The organism is Microcystis wesenbergii NRERC-220 (assembly GCF_032027425.1).
GTDB classification, from domain to species: Bacteria; Cyanobacteriota; Cyanobacteriia; order Cyanobacteriales; family Microcystaceae; genus Microcystis; species Microcystis wesenbergii_A.
The window spans coordinates 3,589,198-3,608,671 of record NZ_JAVSJA010000001.1; the positions used below are offsets into that span (position 1 = coordinate 3,589,198).

19 protein-coding genes are annotated in these 19,474 nt (G+C 42.2%); 13 read left to right on the forward strand and 6 right to left on the reverse strand.

The features are described from left to right. Positions 1–135: 135 nt before the first annotated feature. The 3 genes from RAM70_RS17470 to RAM70_RS17480 all read left to right on the forward strand — a co-directional run bounded on the left by RAM70_RS17470 (position 136) and on the right by RAM70_RS17480 (position 1,985). Complete coding sequence (locus RAM70_RS17470) at positions 136–999, forward strand: Rpn family recombination-promoting nuclease/putative transposase (RefSeq protein ID WP_312674847.1); 864 nt, start codon at positions 136–138, stop codon at positions 997–999. A gap of 181 nt (positions 1,000–1,180) precedes the next feature. Beyond that, complete coding sequence (locus RAM70_RS17475) at positions 1,181–1,492, forward strand: RpnC/YadD family protein (RefSeq protein WP_012264746.1); 312 nt, start codon at positions 1,181–1,183, stop codon at positions 1,490–1,492. 181 nt (positions 1,493–1,673) lie between these two features. Beyond that, positions 1,674–1,985: an RpnC/YadD family protein gene (locus tag RAM70_RS17480; RefSeq protein ID WP_012264746.1), complete on the forward strand. Its 312-nt coding sequence runs from the start codon at positions 1,674–1,676 to the stop codon at positions 1,983–1,985. Positions 1,986–2,203: 218 nt separating this feature from the next. Here the strand turns inward: RAM70_RS17480 and RAM70_RS17485 are convergent, their stop codons facing one another. Next, positions 2,204–4,231 carry a DUF4214 domain-containing protein gene (locus tag RAM70_RS17485; protein ID WP_190381769.1) on the reverse strand — a complete coding sequence of 676 codons (2,028 nt, stop codon included), beginning with the start codon at positions 4,229–4,231 and terminating at the stop codon, positions 2,204–2,206. A 793-nt stretch (positions 4,232–5,024) separates the two neighbouring features. Between RAM70_RS17485 and RAM70_RS17490 the strand changes: the two genes are divergently transcribed. Genes RAM70_RS17490 through RAM70_RS17500 form a run of 3 tightly spaced genes read left to right on the forward strand, consistent with a single transcriptional unit; the run spans position 5,025 to position 9,045 of the window. Next, the gene (locus RAM70_RS17490; protein ID WP_312674853.1) at positions 5,025–6,689 is read left to right on the forward strand and encodes a methionine biosynthesis protein MetW; all 1,665 of its coding nucleotides are present in this window, start codon (positions 5,025–5,027) and stop codon (positions 6,687–6,689) included. Positions 6,690–6,709: 20 nt separating this feature from the next. Continuing rightward, positions 6,710–7,753, forward strand: coding sequence for a glycosyltransferase family 4 protein (locus RAM70_RS17495; RefSeq protein WP_190380200.1), 1,044 nt, complete (start codon positions 6,710–6,712; stop codon positions 7,751–7,753). Next, positions 7,750–9,045: a glycosyltransferase gene (locus RAM70_RS17500; protein ID WP_190380201.1), complete on the forward strand. Its 1,296-nt coding sequence runs from the start codon at positions 7,750–7,752 to the stop codon at positions 9,043–9,045. The genes RAM70_RS17495 and RAM70_RS17500 overlap by 4 nt, the downstream gene beginning before the upstream one ends. On the opposite strand, the gene RAM70_RS17505 is transcribed toward RAM70_RS17500, so the two are convergent. Further along, positions 9,042–9,965: a PhzF family phenazine biosynthesis protein gene (locus RAM70_RS17505; RefSeq protein WP_190380208.1), complete on the reverse strand. Its 924-nt coding sequence runs from the start codon at positions 9,963–9,965 to the stop codon at positions 9,042–9,044. The two genes, RAM70_RS17500 and RAM70_RS17505, sit on opposite strands and share 4 nt — an antisense overlap. A gap of 284 nt (positions 9,966–10,249) precedes the next feature. On the opposite strand from RAM70_RS17505, the gene RAM70_RS17510 reads away from it, so the two are divergent. Further along, positions 10,250–10,489: a hypothetical protein gene (locus tag RAM70_RS17510; RefSeq protein WP_288000735.1), complete on the forward strand. Its 240-nt coding sequence runs from the start codon at positions 10,250–10,252 to the stop codon at positions 10,487–10,489. Here the strand turns inward: RAM70_RS17510 and RAM70_RS17515 are convergent. Then, positions 10,429–10,902 (reverse strand): hypothetical protein, encoded by a 474-nt coding sequence (locus tag RAM70_RS17515; RefSeq protein WP_312674854.1) that lies wholly within the window; start codon positions 10,900–10,902, stop codon positions 10,429–10,431. The two genes, RAM70_RS17510 and RAM70_RS17515, sit on opposite strands and share 61 nt — an antisense overlap. 61 nt (positions 10,903–10,963) lie before the next feature. Between RAM70_RS17515 and RAM70_RS17520 the strand changes: the two genes are divergently transcribed. From RAM70_RS17520 to ligA, 4 genes are all read left to right on the forward strand, one after another. Next, on the forward strand, positions 10,964–12,286 hold the full coding sequence (locus tag RAM70_RS17520; protein WP_312674855.1) for an aminopeptidase P N-terminal domain-containing protein: 1,323 nt from the start codon (positions 10,964–10,966) through the stop codon (positions 12,284–12,286). A 155-nt stretch (positions 12,287–12,441) separates the two neighbouring features. Further along, positions 12,442–13,005: a Uma2 family endonuclease gene (locus tag RAM70_RS17525; RefSeq protein WP_312674856.1), complete on the forward strand. Its 564-nt coding sequence runs from the start codon at positions 12,442–12,444 to the stop codon at positions 13,003–13,005. Between the two features lie 23 nt (positions 13,006–13,028). Next, positions 13,029–13,595 carry a Uma2 family endonuclease gene (locus RAM70_RS17530; RefSeq protein ID WP_312674857.1) on the forward strand — a complete coding sequence of 189 codons (567 nt, stop codon included), beginning with the start codon at positions 13,029–13,031 and terminating at the stop codon, positions 13,593–13,595. Between the two features lie 14 nt (positions 13,596–13,609). Then, entirely contained in the window at positions 13,610–15,619 is a 2,010-nt protein-coding gene (gene ligA, locus RAM70_RS17535; protein ID WP_045358079.1) for an NAD-dependent DNA ligase LigA, read from the forward strand. A gap of 66 nt (positions 15,620–15,685) precedes the next feature. Here ligA and RAM70_RS17540 read toward each other — a convergent pair whose 3' ends face one another. The 3 genes from RAM70_RS17540 to RAM70_RS17550 are packed head-to-tail and all read right to left on the reverse strand — an operon-like array spanning position 15,686 to position 18,002. Continuing rightward, a complete protein-coding gene (locus RAM70_RS17540) occupies positions 15,686–16,765 on the reverse strand; it encodes a hypothetical protein (RefSeq protein WP_045358080.1) in 1,080 nt (359 codons plus the stop codon). After that, on the reverse strand, positions 16,765–17,727 hold the full coding sequence (locus RAM70_RS17545; RefSeq protein WP_228009518.1) for a DUF2442 domain-containing protein: 963 nt from the start codon (positions 17,725–17,727) through the stop codon (positions 16,765–16,767). The genes RAM70_RS17540 and RAM70_RS17545 overlap by 1 nt, the downstream gene beginning before the upstream one ends. Before the next feature lie 11 nt (positions 17,728–17,738). Continuing rightward, positions 17,739–18,002, reverse strand: coding sequence for a DUF4160 domain-containing protein (locus RAM70_RS17550; protein WP_238567766.1), 264 nt, complete (start codon positions 18,000–18,002; stop codon positions 17,739–17,741). Between the two features lie 166 nt (positions 18,003–18,168). Here RAM70_RS17550 and sppA point away from each other — a divergent pair, with 166 nt between their 5' ends. Together sppA and aroH are read left to right on the forward strand one after the other, a co-directional pair. Continuing rightward, positions 18,169–18,990: a signal peptide peptidase SppA gene (gene sppA, locus RAM70_RS17555; RefSeq protein ID WP_045358082.1), complete on the forward strand. Its 822-nt coding sequence runs from the start codon at positions 18,169–18,171 to the stop codon at positions 18,988–18,990. Positions 18,991–19,058: 68 nt separating this feature from the next. Continuing rightward, the gene (gene aroH, locus RAM70_RS17560; RefSeq protein WP_045358083.1) at positions 19,059–19,460 is read left to right on the forward strand and encodes a chorismate mutase; all 402 of its coding nucleotides are present in this window, start codon (positions 19,059–19,061) and stop codon (positions 19,458–19,460) included. Positions 19,461–19,474: the final 14 nt, after the last annotated feature.

The window sequence follows — 19,474 nt, forward strand, 5'->3', positions numbered from 1 at the left end:
GCAAGAGGCAAGAGGTAGTTAGATATGTATAATCAATTGTGTCTAGCTGCTTACGACGCCTATTAATACTAGAGTATTAACCGTTTAGCCAAATGATTCGGCAATTGCCAATAAACCCTAGAAGCGAGATTTCTCGTGAAAACTGACAGTCTCTTTTACCAAATCTTCCTGCGTTTTCCGGACAGTTTCTTTGACTTAATCGGACAACCGCAACCGGGAGCAGCAAACTATCAATTCACCTCCCAAGAGGTGAAACAACTCTCTTTCCGTCTCGATGGCTTATTTATACCACTCAGAGAAGATATTCAGCAACCCCTCTACCTAGTGGAAGTGCAGTTCCAAGCGGACGACACCCTCTACTATCGACTTTTTGCGGAATTGTTCCTATTTCTAAAACAATATCAACCACCTCACCCCTGGCAAATTGTTGTCATTTATCCCCATCGTGGGGTGGAACGGGAACAATCGCTACATTTTGGCGAAATCCTCAATTTATCGAGTGTTAGACGCATTTATCTCGATGAATTGCCCCAGGTGTCCCATCCCTCCTTAGGAATCGGTGTGATTAAATTAGTAGTAGAGTCGGAAACGGCAGCGGTGAGGACTGCTCAAACCCTAATCGAGCGCACCAGAGAAGAAATCACCGACCAGTCCAGTCAACGGCAGTTAATTGACCTAATCGAAAGTATCATCATTTACAAATTCCCCCAGAAAAGTCGCGAGGAAATTGAAGCTATGTTTGGACTAAGTGATTTAAAACAGACGAGAGTCTATCAAGAGGCGCTGGCCGAAGGAGAAGAACGGGGTCTGCAAGAGGGGGAACGTCTGGTGGTGGAAAACCTGCTCCGAGTCCGTTTTGGTGAGTTAGACCCACCACTGCAAGCTATTATCAGCCGGATTTTACAACTGTCTCCGGAAGAATTTACTCCTTTACTTCTCCATTGTTCTAAGCAGGAACTCTTAAAGCGATTTCCCCCAGAAAAGTCGCGAGGAAATTGAAGCTATCACCCCCCTTATCAAGGGGGGAAGGGGGGATCGGCACCCCCCTTATCAAGGGTAGGGTTAATTCATGAATTAACCCTACTATGAGAGTTGATTGATGAATTAGCCCTACTATGAGAGTTGATTGATGAATTAACCCTACTACTTCCCCCAGAAAAGTCGCGAGGAAATTGAAGCTATGTTTGGACTAAGTGATTTAAAACAGACGAGAGTCTATCAAGAAGCACTGGCCGAAGGAGAAGAACGGGGTCTAGAACGGGGTCTAGAACGGGGTCTAGAACGGGGTCTAGAACGGGGTCTGCAAGAGGGGGAACGTCTGGTGGTGGAAAACCTGCTCCGAGTCCGTTTTGGTGAGTTAGACCCACCACTGCAAGCTATTATCAGCCGGATTTTACAACTGTCTCCGGAAGAATTTACTCCTTTACTTCTCCATTGTTCTAAGCAGGAACTCTTAAAGCGATTTCCCCCAGAAAAGTCGCGAGGAAATTGAAGCTATCACCCCCCTTATCAAGGGGGGAAGGGGGGATCGGCACCCCCCTTATCAAGGGTAGGGTTAATTCATGAATTAACCCTACTATGAGAGTTGATTGATGAATTAGCCCTACTATGAGAGTTGATTGATGAATTAACCCTACTACTTCCCCCAGAAAAGTCGCGAGGAAATTGAAGCTATGTTTGGACTAAGTGATTTAAAACAGACGAGAGTCTATCAAGAAGCACTGGCCGAAGGAGAAGAACGGGGTCTAGAACGGGGTCTAGAACGGGGTCTAGAACGGGGTCTAGAACGGGGTCTGCAAGAGGGGGAACGTCTGGTGGTGGAAAACCTGCTCCGAGTCCGTTTTGGTGAGTTAGACCCACCACTGCAAGCTATTATCAGCCGGATTTTACAACTGTCTCCGGAAGAATTTACTCCTTTACTTCTCCATTGTTCTAAGCAGGAACTCTTAAAGCGATTTCCCCCAGAAAAGTCGCGAGGAAATTGAAGCTATCACCCCCCTTATCAAGGGGGGAAGGGGGGATCGGCACCCCCCTTATCAAGGGTAGGGTTAATTCATGAATTAACCCTACTATAACCCACTAGGGAAGGGAGGGAGACCCTCCCTTTATCGTTCCAGGGTTCTACCCTGGAACGAAAAAAGACCATCCTGAAAAAGGATGGCCTTTTATAATAGTCAACTCGGATTCGTCTGCTTACTGGAAATTAAGCGACGATAGTAAAGTTGCCGCCACTTAAACCCCCCGCCAAAGTGAGCGCATTCGTACTTTCCGCAATAAGAATAGAACCAGCCCCGAAGTTACCATCAGCATCGTAGAACAACTTGTTGATAGTTGTGTCGTAACCAAAGCGCACATTGCTCAAGTTAGCACCAGCAAGGTTTCCTGTGTTATCCACGAGGATTGTATTAGCACTGTTAGTTGCACCCGCTACAGCACTAACCGTCAAGGTGGCTCCCACTGCCGGAGCGCCGGCAAAGGCGGCATTACTTAGGGCGAATATATCGTTATTATTTGCTTCTGTCTTGAAGTCCTTGACCGTCACGGCACTGGTGGCGATGGCTTTATTCAAGACGAACTGGTCATTACCACCGTTACCAGTTAGTTGATCAGTACCACCGCCACCAGTAAGGGTGTCGTTCTTTTCACCGCCTTTCAGGACATCGGCTAATGCACCACCAGTAATCTTGAAGGAACCATTGGTTTCAAGGGTACCATTAAAGGTTAAGGTTTTGGTGGTGAAGGAAGAAGCATCAACAGTTAAAGTTGCACCACTTGCCACAAGCGTGTCCTTAGTGTCGATTGTGGTGTTAGCGGCGGTGTCTTCTTTAAAGATAATCGTCTCAACGTTGGTAACACCATTAAGAGCAGCAGCAGTGGCTCCAACTTTAACAGTTAAGGTGTCACTGCCCTCGTTTCCATTGAGGTTAACACCATTAATCTGATCTACTTCTGCCGTCAAGGTGAAGGTGTCATCGCTTTTGCCGCCGACAATCTGTTTTATATCACTGTTTTTGCCCAGATTCAGGGTCAGTTTCCCAGTAAAGTCAGTGGCATCCAGTCGATTAGTCCCGTCAAATACATCGATCTTGCCGTCAATGGTTAGGTTCTTGTCCCCAGTAATGACGAAGTTGCTCTGGGTTTGATTGAGTTGAAGGGTATTCAGGGTTGTATCAGCGTTAGACAGGACACTGTCAGCTTTAACGACTAGGTTGACCTTGCTTTTATCATTTAAGTTGGCCGCGATCGAGGCACCGGCAGTTGTCCCGTTCAGGTTAACGGTGAGATCCTTGCCAAGTACACCGACACCCTCTTGTAGGGTGAGATTGCTGGCGTAACCAGCCACAAGATCAATGGCGTAGTTGTTAGCATCCTTGATTATTAAATCACCTTTGACCACCTGTACTTGTTTGGCTTTGCTAATGCCTGCCAGTGCGACGGAAGCATTAGCAGCACCAGAGAATTGGATGGTCTCGATGTTTTCGATGGCTGGCTTGACATCCAGAACAATCTGGGCGGTCAGCACGTCGTTGTCACTGGTGCTAGGGTCTTGAATGAAACTACCTTCCAAGAATGTCAAAGCACTAACCTTATCATTGGCTGTACTGAGAAACTTACCTTCGGGAGCGACTTTGCTGTTAGCGGCAGCTGTCAGTACGGCTCCATTATCTAGCAAGGTGAAGGTAGTGCCTGTGCCACCACCGATAATGTCAATGATCGCCTGATTGATGGCTGCTTCAGCATCGGCAACGCTCTCGTCGGTGAAAGTCACCGTGTCGATGATTTGCGATGAGGTGGCAAATAGGGAAGGGGTGAAAGGAATGCTCGCATTAACAGCTTCTTGGGTAAATTGCAGAGCTATGTCAGCACGATTCTGAAGGGTGGTGAAGTCGGTTCCTTGCGCTCCTTGGGCCACTGCGAGGACAAATTCCGCCACTGCTTCGGGAGAGCTATCCTGTTCAAGAACTCCTAACCAGAACTCTAGTCCTGCCTCATCGGCATCACGACCAAAGGCGTTCTGATAAATTTCATTAATAAATGCTGCTGGGTCGCCTAGGGTGGGGGCCGCCAAGAAGGGGTAAAGGGCTTTAGCCTCTGGGGAGGCACCGAACTGGGCTGCTATCTCCTCTATGGTTACATCTTGGCTCTGCCAAAAGGTAAGACCTGCGGGATCAGGGGAACGGTTGAAGTAGATGACGTACAAGCCGACGATGGAATTTTGATCTACAGTCATAATTTATTTTTCACTCCTCGAACAAAGTAAAAAGCTGTTCACACATGGCACATATACTAGCATAGATGACCTCAATTATCAAGCTATGGCAAAATTTTTTTTTGTGGGAGTAGTTTCAGTCAAGGTCTTCTACCGTCGGTAATCATCCCTGAAAACTGACCCCCGACCAGATTGAGTGGATTCTTTAAGACTTAACTTTAATATCCCCAACCCTCAGAGTACACCCTAATTCACCTTGATTTGGCCATTCGGTTACAATATTTAAACTGTCTTAGTTTATCCACATATACCCATAGGTTAGGCCGACTTCCTCGGTCAATTTTGCTGGGGCAATTTGTCCAACCCTAGCAATCTTATCGTCACTGCTGCTGGAATTTGGCCGAGATTTTTCCGTGCTGCTAATCTATCTGTGTTAGGGGGAGCGGAAACAAATCTAAAAATGTCTAGTCTGGAGTCTATCGAACTCTTTTCTGATTCTGAAGGTTTAATTTTTTGGTTCTAAAACCTGACGGGCTATTGTCGAGAGAGGAGAAAACTTGCCGCTCTGTCACCACAGGGCAGCAAACGTCCTGTTCGGGGAAACTTTATCAGAAAAAAACGGTCTTAACAGCGATGCCATCCCAGCCTGATGGTACAGGAACCTGTAAGATGGGATTGGTAGCCACTAAGCTAAGACGCATTTAAAGCGCTTATTCTTAAGATTAGCCGAATCTCCCCCAATCCCTTTACTGTTGCCTCTTGCAAGAGTGCCTCTTGCCTCGTCTCAACAAGCAATTTAAATGCTTAACAGCTTATGACTATCGAAACTTACTATCCCCATCTAAATGTCAAGCATTTGCTTGATAAAATTCGCCAAGAAGCCCTGCGTCAAAATCTGCACCTTGGGGTTCCCTCAGCACCATTACCACCACCACCGGCAGCGACAAGGGAATTAGTCCTGAAGGGGGATTTTGATCGGGAAGCAATTAATAATCAAATCGATTATATAGAGGGATTTATCAAAACAGCCGAGTCAAGAGCGGCAGTGCGTAACCAACTGCCAGAGAAATTTGGACGTTTCCCCTGGTTATTATTTAAACCCTTGCAAGCTCTGGCTTTAAAGATTCTCAATACCATATTTCGCGATCAAAGGGAAGTGAACTTCAATCTGGCCAGTGCCTTGCGAGAATGCCTACAATTAAATCGACAGTTATTATCAGAGGTGGAAAGTTTGCGATCGCAATCCCAGCGAGATTTAGAGAATTTAATGGCGGTTAGTCAGAGTTTATCTGGTTACAGCCAAGCGGTGGAGAAAAATCTGGTCAATAATACCCAAAATCTACAGGAAAAACTGCATAATCTTGACCAAAAATGGCAGGAGCGGCAGCAGCAAAATCAAGATGAACTCCAAGGAGAAATCCAGGAACTTGAGCGAGAGATGCAAAGCCAAATCGAGCAACTGGCTCAAAAGGGGGATAGGATCGCTAATCAAATTCAAGAGGAGCTGCAAAGCCAAATCGAGCAACTAGATCAAAAGCGCGATCGGATCGCTAATCAAATTCAAGAGGGACTGCAAAGCCAAATCCACCACCTCGATCGAGAATTGGATCAGAAGACCGAGCAATTGCAGGAGTATCTAGAAAGCCAAATTAAAGATAGTAATGAGAAGAATTTTCAAAATAGCCATTATTTAAAGATAGATTTACTCCAACAAAAGCGATTAATTAATAAGTTTTTAGAAGCGACAGCAGGATCGGAAGGTGGCTCTTCGAGTGAACCAGCGCAAATTTTTGCTGGAGAGTTAGATCATTCTCTAGATGCTTTTTACTTCGCTTTTGAGGAGCATTTTCGCGGCAGTCGCGAGGAAATTAATAGGAGATTAGAAGTATATCTTCCCCGACTCAGAGAAGCACAAATTGCTCCGGGAGACTCGCTGATTTTAGATTTAGGTTGTGGTCGGGGAGAGTGGTTAGAGCTTTTGCGAGATAATGGTTACAGAGCCAGAGGTATCGATCTAAACCGAGTCGTCATTGAACAATGTCAAAGTCGAGGATTAGAGGTTTTAGAAGGGGATGTTATCGCTTATTTGCAATCAATGCCAGATGACAGCGTGGCGGTAATCACGGGATTTCATATTATTGAACATCTACCCTTTGAAATATTAGTTAAGCTATTAAATGAAGCATTTCGAGTGCTGCGTCATCGAGGTTTGGTTATCTTTGAGACTCCCAATCCTGCTAATGTTTTAGTGGGCAGTTGTAATTTTTACTTCGATCCAACCCACCGCAATCCTCTACCCAGTTTAATGACTCAATTCCTAGTGCAATACTGCGGTTTTGCTGAGGTAGAAATTCTGAATTTAAACCCTTCTGATGGATTCAAAGCTGATGAAGGAAATGAATTAGATGAGTTATCTAAACAGTTTAATCAGTATTTTTATGGTCCAATGGATTATGCTGTTATTGGTTATAAACTATAATTAATCACGAGTAAGTATTCATGAGAGTTATTATTACAACAACACAGGTTCCTTTTGTCTATGGCGGTGCGGAAATTCACGCTCAGGAATTATGTAAGGCTTTAGAATTGGCAGGCCATGAAGCGGAAATAGTCGCTATTCCCTTTCAAACCTATCCCCTAGAAAGAATTTTAGACACAATGTTAGTCTGTCGCTTATTAGATTTGACTAGCGCCAATGGCAGAAATATTGATCGATTAATTGGCTTAAAATTCCCAGCTTATTTAATTCCTCATCCCCGAAAAGTTCTCTGGATTCTGCATCAACACCGACAAGCGTATGAACTATGGGGTAATCCCTATGGCGGTTTAGATTTAAGTGCCAATGGCTTACAAATTCGTGAAAATATTATCCGGGCAGATAATAATGTTTTTGCTGAAACTCATAACATATTTAGCAATTCTAAAAATGTGGCAAGAAGGCTAAAAACCTATAATAATGTTGATTCGATACCCCTTTATCATCCTCCCCAGAATGCTGATTTTTTTCAATGTCAACCAGAAGAAGGTTATCTATTCTTCCCTAGTCGGATCAATCCCTTGAAACGTCAAGAGTTAATCCTTGAGGCTTTAGCCTTGACTAAAAACCCTGTCAAAGTGATTTTTGCTGGTCAACCAGAAGGAGATTTTGGTGACATTCTAGAGGAAAAAGTTAAGCAGTTGGATATTGCTGAAAAAGTGGTATTTTTAGGGAGAATTAGTAACGAGGAAAAACTCGATTATTATGCCAGATCCCTAGCAGTGCTTTATCCTCCCTTTGAGGAAGATTACGGTTACGTTACCCTAGAAGGAATGTTAGCTTCTAAACCAGTGATTACCTGCCAAGATTCGGGAGGACCCCTAGAATTTATTCGTCATCGCGAAACCGGTTTAATTGTGGAACCTAAGGCAATGGCCATAGCAGAGGCCATGGACGAAATGTGGGAAAATCGGGATTGGGCGGCAAAATTAGGTAAATCTGCCAGTGAATACTACAAAAGTCTTGATATTACTTGGTCAAACGTTATCAAAAAACTACTCGCATGAAAATTAATTGGTTTTCTCCTTTACCTCCCGCTAAAACTGGTATCGCTGATTACATGACTTGTATCTTGCCAGCTTTGATTAAAAATTGTCAGTTAGAACTATGGACTAATCAAAAAATTTACGATCGAGAACTAAAGAACTATGTCAAAGTTAATTCTTACCATAGAGATAACATAATCTGGTCAAAAATTAACCAAGCAGACATAAATGTTTATCATATTGGTAATAACCCAGATTTTCATGAGGATATCTGGAGAATTAGTTGTCAATGCCCCGGTATAGTTGTCCTTCATGATTTAAAGCTACAGGATTTTTTTAGTGAAATTGCTAGAATCAATAATGATCGAGATATCTATCTTAATCAAATGCTCTATTACTATGGAATGGAAGGAAAAATAGCCGCAGAAATGTGGTGGAATCGAGAAGTATCTATGCAATTTATGGCCGATAATTATCCCCTGACACCTTTAGCTTTAAAAAATGCTATTGGGGTGATTACTCACAGTCAGGAAGGTTATCGTAAGTTTCAGCAAGAAAATGCGCTTCTTACTGCTTATTTTCCCCTACCCTATCCTAGATGCGATTTGTCATCAAATTACGAATTGCAGAAAAATCGGGATTTTTATCAATTAATTGTTTTTGGCCATATTGGAAAAAATAGATGTGTTGATATGATCCTGGATGCTTTAGCTAGTTTTTCCCAAAAACAAGCTTTTCGGTTAGACATTTATGGAGAAGTATGGGATAGTAATTATCTCGTTCAAAAAATTAATAGCTTAAATTTAAATAATTTAGTAACCTTGCATGGTTTTGTCACGGAAGCCAAATTAGAAACCGCCTTAGCTGATGCAGATTTAGCAATCAATTTACGTTATCCTACTATGGGAGAAGCATCCGTCAGTCAGCTGCAGATTTGGAGCCATGGTTTGCCAAGTTTAGTGACTAAAATAGGTTGGTATAGTGAGTTGCCGGAAAATACCGTAGGTTATGTGACTGTTGGCAACGAAATCGCCGATTTACACCAACATTTCTCTCAATTTCTTCATGATACGCAATTATATCAGACCATTGGTAAAAATGGTCAAACTTGGCTAGAAAATAATCACTCTCCCGAATCCTACGCTAAAGCCTTGGTGGATTTCGCTCGGGAAGCCTGTCAACAAAGATATCGTTATGCGGCCAATTATTTTATCGAAAAAGTAGGCAAAGAAATTAGTTATTGGAATGATGACAAAATCTCGGATTTAGAGCTAAAATCCCTAGCGGAAACCATTCATTTTCTAACCAGCTAAAGTGTTTCCCCATCGGGAATTATCATCTTGCCTTGGCAGACTAGAACTGATGCACCACCCACAGAAACTTCCGTAATTTCACGGTTGTTTTTCTGAAACTTTAATTGTATAATGCTGGGTCTGTCCATTTCCACCCCTTGGATTATCGTCCATTGATTCATCCCTTCCCTAGAAGATTCTAAGGCCCCTAGGTAGCCCGCTAAAGCGGCCACAGCCGAACCGGTGGCGGGATCTTCCATAACTCCCAAACCGGGGGCAAACATTCGGCCATAAATACGAGATTGGGGTGATTCTGGGTCAAAACAGCAGACAAAAAGGGAATTAGCGGGGGATTGTCCCAATAATGATGACCAGAGACTTAGATTTAGTTTTATTTTCCCTAAAATATCGCGGTTTCTAACGGGGATGAATAAAAAAGGAAGACCACAGGAAAAGGCGCGAGGGGGATAACCGGGTAAGAAATCGGCAACGCTTAGGGAAAGAATCGCCGCTAAATCATCGAGAGCATAATTATCCGCCACTAATTCTGGCAATTGTGCCACTTTTAACTCACTATAGACGGGTTTTTCCCCCTCCATGAGAATTTTTACCGGTACTAAACCGACTCCTTCCTCCAGATAAATCGTGGTTTCTTGGTGGGGGGGAATAGCACCGATTAGGGCTAAAATATAGGCTGTGCCGACGGTAGGATGGCCCGCAAAGGGTAATTCGGTACTGGGGGTGAAAATCCGGACTTTTTTAGTGCCTTGGGGCGTTTCTGGCGGAAAAACAAAGACTGTCTCTGAGAAGTTAAATTCGGCGGCGATTTTTTGCATCTGGGTGCGGGTTAATCCGGATGCTTCCGGAAAAACCGCCAGGGGATTACCGCCAAAAATGCGATCGCTAAAAACATCGGCGGTATAGTAGGAATAGGTAGGCACGCGGGGGATAGGGCAACAGTTATCGGAGAATTTTTTCATCTTACACCTATTTTCACCCGTGACCGCCCCCGGTTGTCTGTCTAGGGATAGATACTCCTTGTCAGTCCTGTTAGTCTCTGTTTATTAAGAAATAATTAAAATACAGAGTTTTTCCTAAAGATAAGGTATGTCTTGATAGGGCATCGTCTCGGAGTCTCCTCATAACTGCTATAGGCTCTACTACTTAGGGTTTGCTGAAAAAGCTTTTCCTGGGGGCAGGGTGTGGCCCCCCCAACCCCCCCGACATCGGGGGGGTGGGGTGTGGGGTGTGGGGTTTTATCGATTTTCAGGTGGTCAACTACCTAATTTTCAGGGAAAAAGTCCTGGAATTTTCCCCCCGATCCCCGCAATGGCTGGCACTTTTTGAGGGGAAAAAAGTCCAAAAGTCTTATCCAACAAGGTTTTTAGATTTATTCAGCAGACCCTACTTATTCGGTTCTAATCTGGCTAATAAACTGACTAACTTATCTCTGACGGAATTGTGAGTGTATTCGTCTTCAGGGTGAGGTTTTTGATTGGGTTGTTGAAAATAGGGACGTTCTCCGTATAATTGTCCCCATTTCACATCGACTCGGTGTACTAATTCATAGAGTAATTCTTGATTGTCTAAAATTTCTTCTAGGATTAACTGTAAAGCTTGAACGGGATTATCTAAATTTTGACTGACTTTTGTTAATTCTTCATCGACGATAAGCTGTAAAATTATCTGCAAAGCTCCCGAAGAATCCCCTAAATTAGCGGCAATAAATTGTTTAATCTCTGTGGTAACTTGCACCAATTTAGGTACGGGAGATTCCCCTTTGAGGAAATCCGCCCCCTCTTGAGCGATAAAATCTGCTAGGGTAAACTCGCGCCTTTCGATGATATCTTGGGAAAAATCCGGTTCTTCAGGGGTCATAAATTAAAAAGATTAGCGATAATAGACTCTAAGACTTATTGTGACATTTTTAGGAATATCTATGGGCATCGATCGCAGAGAGTTTCAACACCGTCGTCAGCAGGTAATGGAAAAAATCGGCAATGGAACCGCAATTTTTCGCAGTGCGCCCATGGTGGTCATGCACAATGACGTAGAATACACCTATCGTCAGGATAGTGACTTTTTTTACCTGACAGGATTTAATGAACCGGAGGCGGTGGCGGTTTTAGCACCCCATCACCCCGAACATCAGTTTATCCTGTTCGTGCAGCCAAAAGACCCAGAAAAAGAAACCTGGACCGGCTATCTCCACGGTGTGGAAGGAGCAAAGGAGATTTTTGCTGCTGATGAGGCCTATTCTATCGAAGAATTGGACGAAAAATTACCCCAATATCTCGAAAAAGCCGACCGAATTTATTATCATCTCGGACGGGACAAAACTTTTAATACAAATGTTCTAAAGCACTGGCAAAAATTAATCGCCACTTTTCCCCGTCGCGGCACCGGACCGACTGCTTTAGAGGATACTAATTTTATTCTCCATCCTTTGCGCTTGCTGAAAACTGCGGCCGAATTGGACAATATTCGCCAAGCAACCGCTATTTCAGCACAGGCACATAATCGGGCCAGAGAATTTACCAAAGTTGGTCACTACGAGTATCAAATTCAAGCGGAAATCGAGCATACTTTTCGCCTAGAAGGGGGTATGGGTCCGGCTTATCCTTCTATTGTTGCTAGTGGTGCTAATGCCTGTATTCTGCACTATATCAACAATAATCGTCAAGTACAAGAAAATGAGCTTGTGTTAATTGATGCCGGTTGTGCCTACAATTACTATAACGGTGATATTACCCGCACTTTTCCCGTTAATGGTAAATTTACCCCCGAACAAAAAATTATCTATGAAATTGTTCTGGAAGCTCAATTAAAGGCGATTGAGGTGGTAAAAACCGGTAATCCTTATAATCTTTTTCATGACACAGCCGTGAGGACAATTGTGGAGGGATTAGTGGATTTAGGGCTATTGGTCGGCGACGTTGATGAGATAATTAAAGAGGAAAAATATAAGCCTTTTTATATGCACAGAACCGGTCATTGGTTAGGATTAGATGTCCATGATGCGGGAGGTTATAAAGTTAACGAAGAAACTTGGCAAACTTTGCAGCCCGGTCATGTTTTAACCGTGGAACCAGGTATTTATATCGCCCCCGATATTAAACCGGCTGAAGGACAGCCGGAAGTGCCGGAAAAATGGCGGGGTATCGGTATCCGTATCGAAGATGATGTGTTAGTTACTGCCACAGGAAATGAGGTTTTAACTGCAACAGTTCCCAAAAAAGTTGAGGATATCGAATCTAAGTAAAAGGTAGGTGTTAAAAATTGTCAGTTCCCCCCTAACCCTAGGGTTGATTAATGGTAGGGTTGATTCATGGTAGGGTTGATTAATAGTAGGGTTGATTCATGAATCAACCCTACCCCCCTTAAGGAGATTCAATTAAGTTTTTTCTAGAGATTATTATGGTTGCTACCCAACAAAAAATATATACTTTTACAGAATATTTAAATTATCGGGACTGCACGGATAATAAATACGAATTATTTAACGGAGAATTAATTTCCATGCCTCCCGCTAGTGGCTTTCATGCTTTGATACTTAGATATATATTTAAGGTGTTAGAAAGGGAAATAGAGAGGCTACAATTAGACTGGCAAGTTATGCCCGCTACGGTGGGAATTCGCACTGATAAAGCTAAATCGAGAATCCCAGACTTAATGATTTTAACTGCCCAACAATGTCAAGAGATTAGAAATATGACCACAGCAGTGATTGAATTTCCTCCCCTCTTAGTTGTAGAAATAGTTAGCCCCGGTAATGCCGATGATGACTACCGTTATAAACGTTCAGAATATGCGGTAAGAGGCATTCCTGAATACTGGATTATCGATCCTATTGCCCTAAAAATATCGGTTTTAACCCTGATTTCTGGATTTTATGAACTGGCAGAATTTAATCAGGAAGATAGGATAATATCGGTGACATTTCCCGATTTACAATTAACTCCTCAAATGGTTTTTGAATAGTAAAATCCCGGCTGGAGACTTTTATGATTGCTACCCAACAAAAAATATATACCTTTACAGAATATTTAAATTATCAGGACTCCACAGATAATAAGTACGAATTATTTAACGGAGAATTAATTTCCATGCCTCCCGCTAGTGGCTTTCATGCTTTAATTCTTGCCTGTCTTTATGATTATTTAATGGCAGAAATTAAAAGATTAAATCTAACTTGGAAAGTCATGCCCGCTACTGTAGGAATTCGCACCGATAAAGCTAAATCGAGAATCCCAGACTTAATGATTTTAACTGCTGAACAATGTCAAGAGATTAGAAATATGACCACAGCAGTGATTGAATTTCCTCCCCTCTTAGTTGTAGAAATTGTTAGCCACGGTAATGCCGATGATGACTACCGTTATAAGCGTTCAGAATACGCAGTGAGAGGCATTCCTGAATACTGGATTATCGATCCTATTGCTGTAAAAATATCGGTTTTAACCCTGATTTCGGGATTTTATGAACTGGCAGAATTTAACAACGAAGATAGAATAATATCGGTAACATTTCCCGATTTAAAATTAACTCCTCAAATGGTCTTTGCACAGTAGCATTATTAACGATTATGACTATCCCCTTAGAAATCCAACAACGCTGCCAACAATTAAAAACAGAACTACAAAGGGCCAGTTATGCTTATTATGTTCTTGATGATCCTTTTATACCCGATAGCGTTTATGATCAACTTTATCGGGAATTAGAAGACATAGAAAAGCGTTATCCCCAATTAATCACCCCCGATAGTCCCACCCAAAGAGTCGGGGATAAAATCTCTAGTCAATTCGTTTCTGTCCGTCATAATATTCCCCTGTATAGTCTCGAAAATGCCTTTAACCTCGAAGAATTAAATAAATGGGGCAACCGTTGGCAAAGATATGTAAATGAAACCCAAGACACGGAATATGTGTGTGAATTAAAAATCGATGGTTCTGCGTTAGCTTTAACCTACGAAAATGGCTTTTTCGTCAGAGGTGTTACTAGAGGAGATGGAGTCACTGGCGAAGATATTACCCCCAATGTGCGGACAATTCGCTCTATTCCTTTACGCTTAAATATAGATAATCCCCCGGCAATTGTGGAAGTGCGCGGCGAAGCTTTTTTACCCCTCGATACCTTCGATAAAATCAATCAAGAAAGAGAAGAAAAAGGGGAATCTCTCTTTGCTAATCCCCGCAATGCGGCAGCGGGAACCCTACGACAATTAGATCCGAAAATAGTTGATAAAAGACGCTTACAATTTTTTGCCTATACCCTGCATTTAGACGATAACCATATCACTACCCAATGGCAATCCTTAGATAGATTAGAAACCATGGGATTTCTGGTTAATCCCCACCGTCAACTCTGTCCATCCCTGCAAGAAGTGGCGCAATACTATCAAGATTGGCAAGAAAAACGTCATCAATTAGCCTACATGACCGATGGTGTCGTAGTCAAAATCAACGATTTACAGCGACAAAATCGGTTAGGATTCACTCAAAAATTCCCCCGGTGGGCAATCGCTTTAAAATATCCTGCCGAAGAAGTCCCCACGGTAGTTAAAGATATTATCGTCAACGTGGGACGCACCGGTGCGGTTACACCCATGGCGGTGATGGAACCGGTACAGGTAGCAGGAACCACCGTACAAAGGGCTACTTTACATAATAGCGATCGAGTGGCCGAATTAGATATCCGCGTCGGTGACACGGTAATTATCCGCAAAGCGGGGGAAATTATCCCGGAAGTGGTGAGAATCCTGCCAGAATTGCGTCCTAGCCAGACTTTCCCCTTCCAGATGCCCACTAATTGCCCTGAATGTCAATCTCCCCTAGTCCGTCCGGTGGGGGAAGCGGTGACGCGCTGTGTCAATAGTTCCTGTCCGGCGATTTTGCGGGGAAGTGTAGTACATTGGGCCAGTCGCGATGCTCTCGATATCCGGGGATTAGGGGAAAAAGTGGTAATTTTGCTGATTGAACAGGGATTAGTTACCGCCATTTCTGACCTCTACAGCCTCGAAAAAACGGAAATTGCCAAATTAGACCGAATGGGCGAGAAATCAGCCTTAAATTTGATTACAGCTATTGCTCAGAGCAAAAATCAAAGCTGGTCGAGGGTACTTTATGGGCTAGGGATTCGCTATGTGGGCAGTGTTAACGCCAAAATTCTCGCGGAAAGTTTTCGGACTGTGGAGGAGTTAGCTAACGCCAGCGTGACTAATTTAGCCTCTATCTATGGTATCGGTGAAGAAATCGCTCAATCGGTCTATGATTGGTTTAAAATCGCCGCTAATCGGGATTTAGTCGCTAAATTACAGGCTGCTGGTTTACAATTTGCCGCAGCAGCAAAAACCACCACCACTAAAGCGACTTTAGCAGGGAAAACCTTTGTGATTACTGGCACTTTACCAACTCTTAAACGGGAGGAAGCGAAAGAATTAATCGAAAAAGCTGGGGGGAAAGTGACGGGTTCTGTCAGCAAAAAAACTGATTATTTAGTGCTAGGAGAAGCGGCGGGTTCTAAGCTAGAAAAAGCCCTAGAATTGGGCATTACTCAGCTAACCGAAGCACAATTACTCGAATTAATCGAGGATTAAATATAATTATTTGACGTTAAAAAGACTTGTTCTGAGAAAATATTACAGAAGCAAAGTTAAATAATTTTACATACCATTTAGAGGCAAATGTAATTGTTTATATTCTATAGAGGAGTTAATCTTATGAGAGCTTTTATCTCGTGGTATAGTTAATGTATTATATCTTCCCTTTTCTAGCAATCGAGTAAAAGTAAGCCAAGAAATCACCCTAGAACGATAATCTCTAAGGGTTTTATCTTTGGGTCGTTTACCAGAAGTAGAAGTACAGATACTAGCAATAATTTCTTCTACTCGCCAGGGGGTTATTGACTTATGAATTTCTAATTCTTTATAGATTTCTTGTATAAGAATATGTTTTTTGAGGGCGAATGATAAATATTGAGAAATATCATCTTCTCCTTTACCTATAAGCTCTCTTGCCGCTAAGATTTTTTTCTCATGATTGATGAATATCATGTCAAAATTTTCCAAATCCCAAATAAGACTATTAATTGTTGTGTCTCTTCGTTCTAATTTTTGCTTAAGTTCTTTTTTGGTTATACCTTTGTAGCCACTTGTTTGAATTATTTTTAATGCTTCGATTACTGTAGTAATTGAATTTCGTACCATATAAGTTGATAAGGAAGGTTTATCTACTAGAAATTCTAAACTTAGAGATAAAGTTAGCTGTTCGTATTTGGGTTTGTAATTATTATGCTCTTGTTTTAGTAAAAGGTTCCATTCATAACGAGTAATAAAGTTTTTTACCGACCAAAGAGATAAATTTTGTTTAGTAAAGACATATTTTTGGGGAGATTGAGTAATAATTGCATCAACTGGTATGGCCAAACCACACTCTACTTCGATGGCTGATTCAATATCTGAATCGTATTGACGCGCATTCTGAAAAATAGTAGGTGAACCTTCACAGATATGAAATCTAGACTCCAGAAGATTAATCAATTTATCAGCATCTTTTGATGAACTCATACTGCTCAGGGTATAAACCCTTTGAACGCACGGCCTAGTTATATAAAAAATTATTTCTTGAGATTGATGGGGACTTTTAATAACCTCCCAAAGCTTCCTACCCGACTCACATGATTTATTACCTGTACGATTAAGCAATATTTCTGTGATTAAATCTTGGTCAATTAAAACTTTCATTAGTTACACTCCTCTCTACTGATATATTCGGAGTTAACTTTTTTTTCTATTACTTCAACAGGATTTTCAGTACCCATAAGTTTAAATAAATCATCTATTTCTGGGATATTTGGATGAGTAAAACTATCCAAATCTACTGAAGTATTATCGATTAACCCAGCAACAGCATCAAGATAATCATTAAGTTCCATTTTGTGAGCTTGGGCAAATAAATTAAGGGTTTCTACCTTTGTTCCTTCTCCCTGTTCAATGCGTCTCACTTGACGCTCGGATACTCCTATAATATCTGATTGTCGCAGTTGATGCTGTTTGCGTAAAGAGGCAATCGCTCGACCAAAAATCTGATCATGTTTTAATTTAATCGCTGCAAACTTTTGTTTTGCTACTGGTTCAATCACACTCAAAAAAGCCTCTATATCAAGATGAATGTCCACGACTGGCCAATGAATATAACTACCATCTTCTGCTATAATAAACTTCTCTCTTTCTTCTAGAGGAATACGCTGTAAAGCTGGCATAGATGCAAAGGGAATTTCTAGCTCATTGAGATCACAGCGACTGATTAATAAACTTTCCCCAATAACTAAAGCTGTGGCGATTAAATGCTCTTGCGCTCCCCAACTCCAAGCATTAATCACCCTTGTCGGTAAAATAAAATCTCGATAAACGAGGGTATTTCGCAGGGTGCGTAAATTGGCCCGTTTAAATAGTTGCGGCAACCAGATAGAATCAATGTCTGCTCGGATAAAAAGACCTCGCAGATGATGTTTATCATTAGCATTTCTGGCAATATCTGTCACTGCTTTTAAACTGGTCAAAGAAGTACAAATAAAGATGTTTTTTAAGGAATCAATATTCTTTAAATCTGGTAAAGAAAGAATCTGCACAGATTGAAACTCTGGCAAGAAATTATAAATTTCTTTATCTTCAATTATAACAGTAATTTCTGGCTTGTTTAACATGATTAATTCCCCTAGGTACAGACTTTTACCTCCCATTCAATCAGGAGCGCAGAACGATTGGCTAAAACGTGGTCGAGTATTTGCTTTTTTTCCTTACTAGATATTTTGGCATTGGCGGGCCATTTCACCTGAAAATTTAGACCATTTTCTTGATTACAAAGTAAGAAAAAAACTCTAATTTCCCATTGGCCCGGTTTACGAACATGAAAATGAGGTGGCCAATGATCGTGAGAATTGAAAAACAGATCTAAGCCATCTAAATTAAAGGATTCCACCTTGCCCAAATGTTCACCTCGCCTACCTCAACTCTGGTCACTTAATGCTATTATACACTTAACCAGACATTTTGTCCTTAAATTCTGAAATATAATGTCTGCTTAACCTAGAACGATCAAAGCGTTAGATTAGAAAGAGTCCTTTTTTGAGAGATATTTAAACCTGATGGTCTGGCCTTTTAAACCGAAAACCCGCAAACAAATCGCTCGAATAGAAATTACAGGTGCAATTGCCTCCGATACCCGCAAAAGAGTCTTAAAAGCCCTAGAAATCGTCAAAGAAAGGCAATATCCCGCCCTACTTCTCCGCATTGACTCCCCCGGGGGAACCGTGGGGGATTCCCAAGAAATTTACGAAGCATTGAAGCGGTTACAAAAAACCACGAAAATAATCGCTAGTTTTGGCAATATTTCCGCCTCTGGCGGCGTTTATATCGGTATGGGGGCTAATTATATTATGGCTAACCCCGGCACGATTACCGGCTCGATCGGTGTTATCCTGAGAGGGAACAATCTGGAAAGATTGTTGGATAAGGTGGGAGTTTCGTTTAAAGTGATTAAATCGGGCCCTTATAAAGATATTCTCTCCTTCGATCGAGAATTAACTGATGAAGAAGAAAGAATTCTCCAGGATATGATCGATACCAGTTATCAGCAATTTCTGCAAACCGTCGCCAGAGGGAGAAATTTAGATGTCAATCAGGTGAAAAGTTTTGCCGATGGGCGCATTTTTACCGGTCAACAGGCGTTAGAATTAGGAGTGGTTGATCGCTTGGGAACCGAGGAAGATGCCCGACTTTGGGCGCTAGAATTGGCAGGATTACCCCCAGATAAAACTAAATGTCAGACTATCGAAGAACCGAAACCCCTCCTCAGTCGTCTGACGGGCAATCGTTCCCAAATACCCCCAGGATTACAAAAAACCCTACAGCGTCTAGAATTTGAATTAGAAGTTAACGGACAACTATTGTGGTTATACCGACCCTGATGACCAGATTAAAGTCGAGAAAAAGGGCGCGTTAACCCCTAAAATTGACTCATCAGGATTAGCGGAGGATGACAATCGTGCAGTGGAAGGTTCGAGCCATTCGGGGAGCAACGACAGTAACGGCTAATACTATTGAAGCTATACGAGAAGCAGTAACAGAACTCCTCGAAGCGATCGAAATCCACAATAGTCTCGATCCCGATGATATTGTTAGTGTTATCTTTACGGCAACTCAGGATTTAGACGTGATTTTCCCCGCCGCTATCGCTCGCGAACGTCCCCATTGGCAAAATGTCCCCCTCCTCGATGTGCAACAGATGCAGGTCGCTGGTAGTCTCGACAAGTGTATTCGCGTAATTCTCCACGTTAATACTCCCAAACTACAAGGGGAAATGCAGCACGTCTATCTCCGGGGGGCGAAAAATCTTCGCCCCGATTGGCAGATTTCTCCAGTAACTATTAATCGCTAAAATCTTCGATAACT

Excerpts from the sequence above, each read along its gene's own strand:
- RAM70_RS17475 (WP_012264746.1), top strand. The coding sequence starts at position 1,181 with ATGTTTGGACTAAGTGATTTAAAACAGACGAGAGTCTATCAAGAAGCA.
- RAM70_RS17480 (WP_012264746.1), top strand. The coding sequence starts at position 1,674 with ATGTTTGGACTAAGTGATTTAAAACAGACGAGAGTCTATCAAGAAGCA.
- RAM70_RS17485 (WP_190381769.1), bottom strand. The coding sequence starts at position 4,231 with ATGACTGTAGATCAAAATTCCATCGTCGGCTTGTACGTCATCTACTTC.
- RAM70_RS17490 (WP_312674853.1), top strand. The coding sequence starts at position 5,025 with ATGACTATCGAAACTTACTATCCCCATCTAAATGTCAAGCATTTGCTT.
- RAM70_RS17495 (WP_190380200.1), top strand. The coding sequence starts at position 6,710 with ATGAGAGTTATTATTACAACAACACAGGTTCCTTTTGTCTATGGCGGT.
- RAM70_RS17500 (WP_190380201.1), top strand. The coding sequence starts at position 7,750 with ATGAAAATTAATTGGTTTTCTCCTTTACCTCCCGCTAAAACTGGTATC.
- RAM70_RS17515 (WP_312674854.1), bottom strand. The coding sequence starts at position 10,902 with ATGACCCCTGAAGAACCGGATTTTTCCCAAGATATCATCGAAAGGCGC.
- RAM70_RS17520 (WP_312674855.1), top strand. The coding sequence starts at position 10,964 with ATGGGCATCGATCGCAGAGAGTTTCAACACCGTCGTCAGCAGGTAATG.
- RAM70_RS17525 (WP_312674856.1), top strand. The coding sequence starts at position 12,442 with ATGGTTGCTACCCAACAAAAAATATATACTTTTACAGAATATTTAAAT.
- RAM70_RS17530 (WP_312674857.1), top strand. The coding sequence starts at position 13,029 with ATGATTGCTACCCAACAAAAAATATATACCTTTACAGAATATTTAAAT.
- ligA (WP_045358079.1), top strand. The coding sequence starts at position 13,610 with ATGACTATCCCCTTAGAAATCCAACAACGCTGCCAACAATTAAAAACA.
- RAM70_RS17540 (WP_045358080.1), bottom strand. The coding sequence starts at position 16,765 with ATGAAAGTTTTAATTGACCAAGATTTAATCACAGAAATATTGCTTAAT.
- RAM70_RS17545 (WP_228009518.1), bottom strand. The coding sequence starts at position 17,727 with ATGTTAAACAAGCCAGAAATTACTGTTATAATTGAAGATAAAGAAATT.
- sppA (WP_045358082.1), top strand. The coding sequence starts at position 18,169 with ATGGTCTGGCCTTTTAAACCGAAAACCCGCAAACAAATCGCTCGAATA.
- aroH (WP_045358083.1), top strand. The coding sequence starts at position 19,059 with ATGACAATCGTGCAGTGGAAGGTTCGAGCCATTCGGGGAGCAACGACA.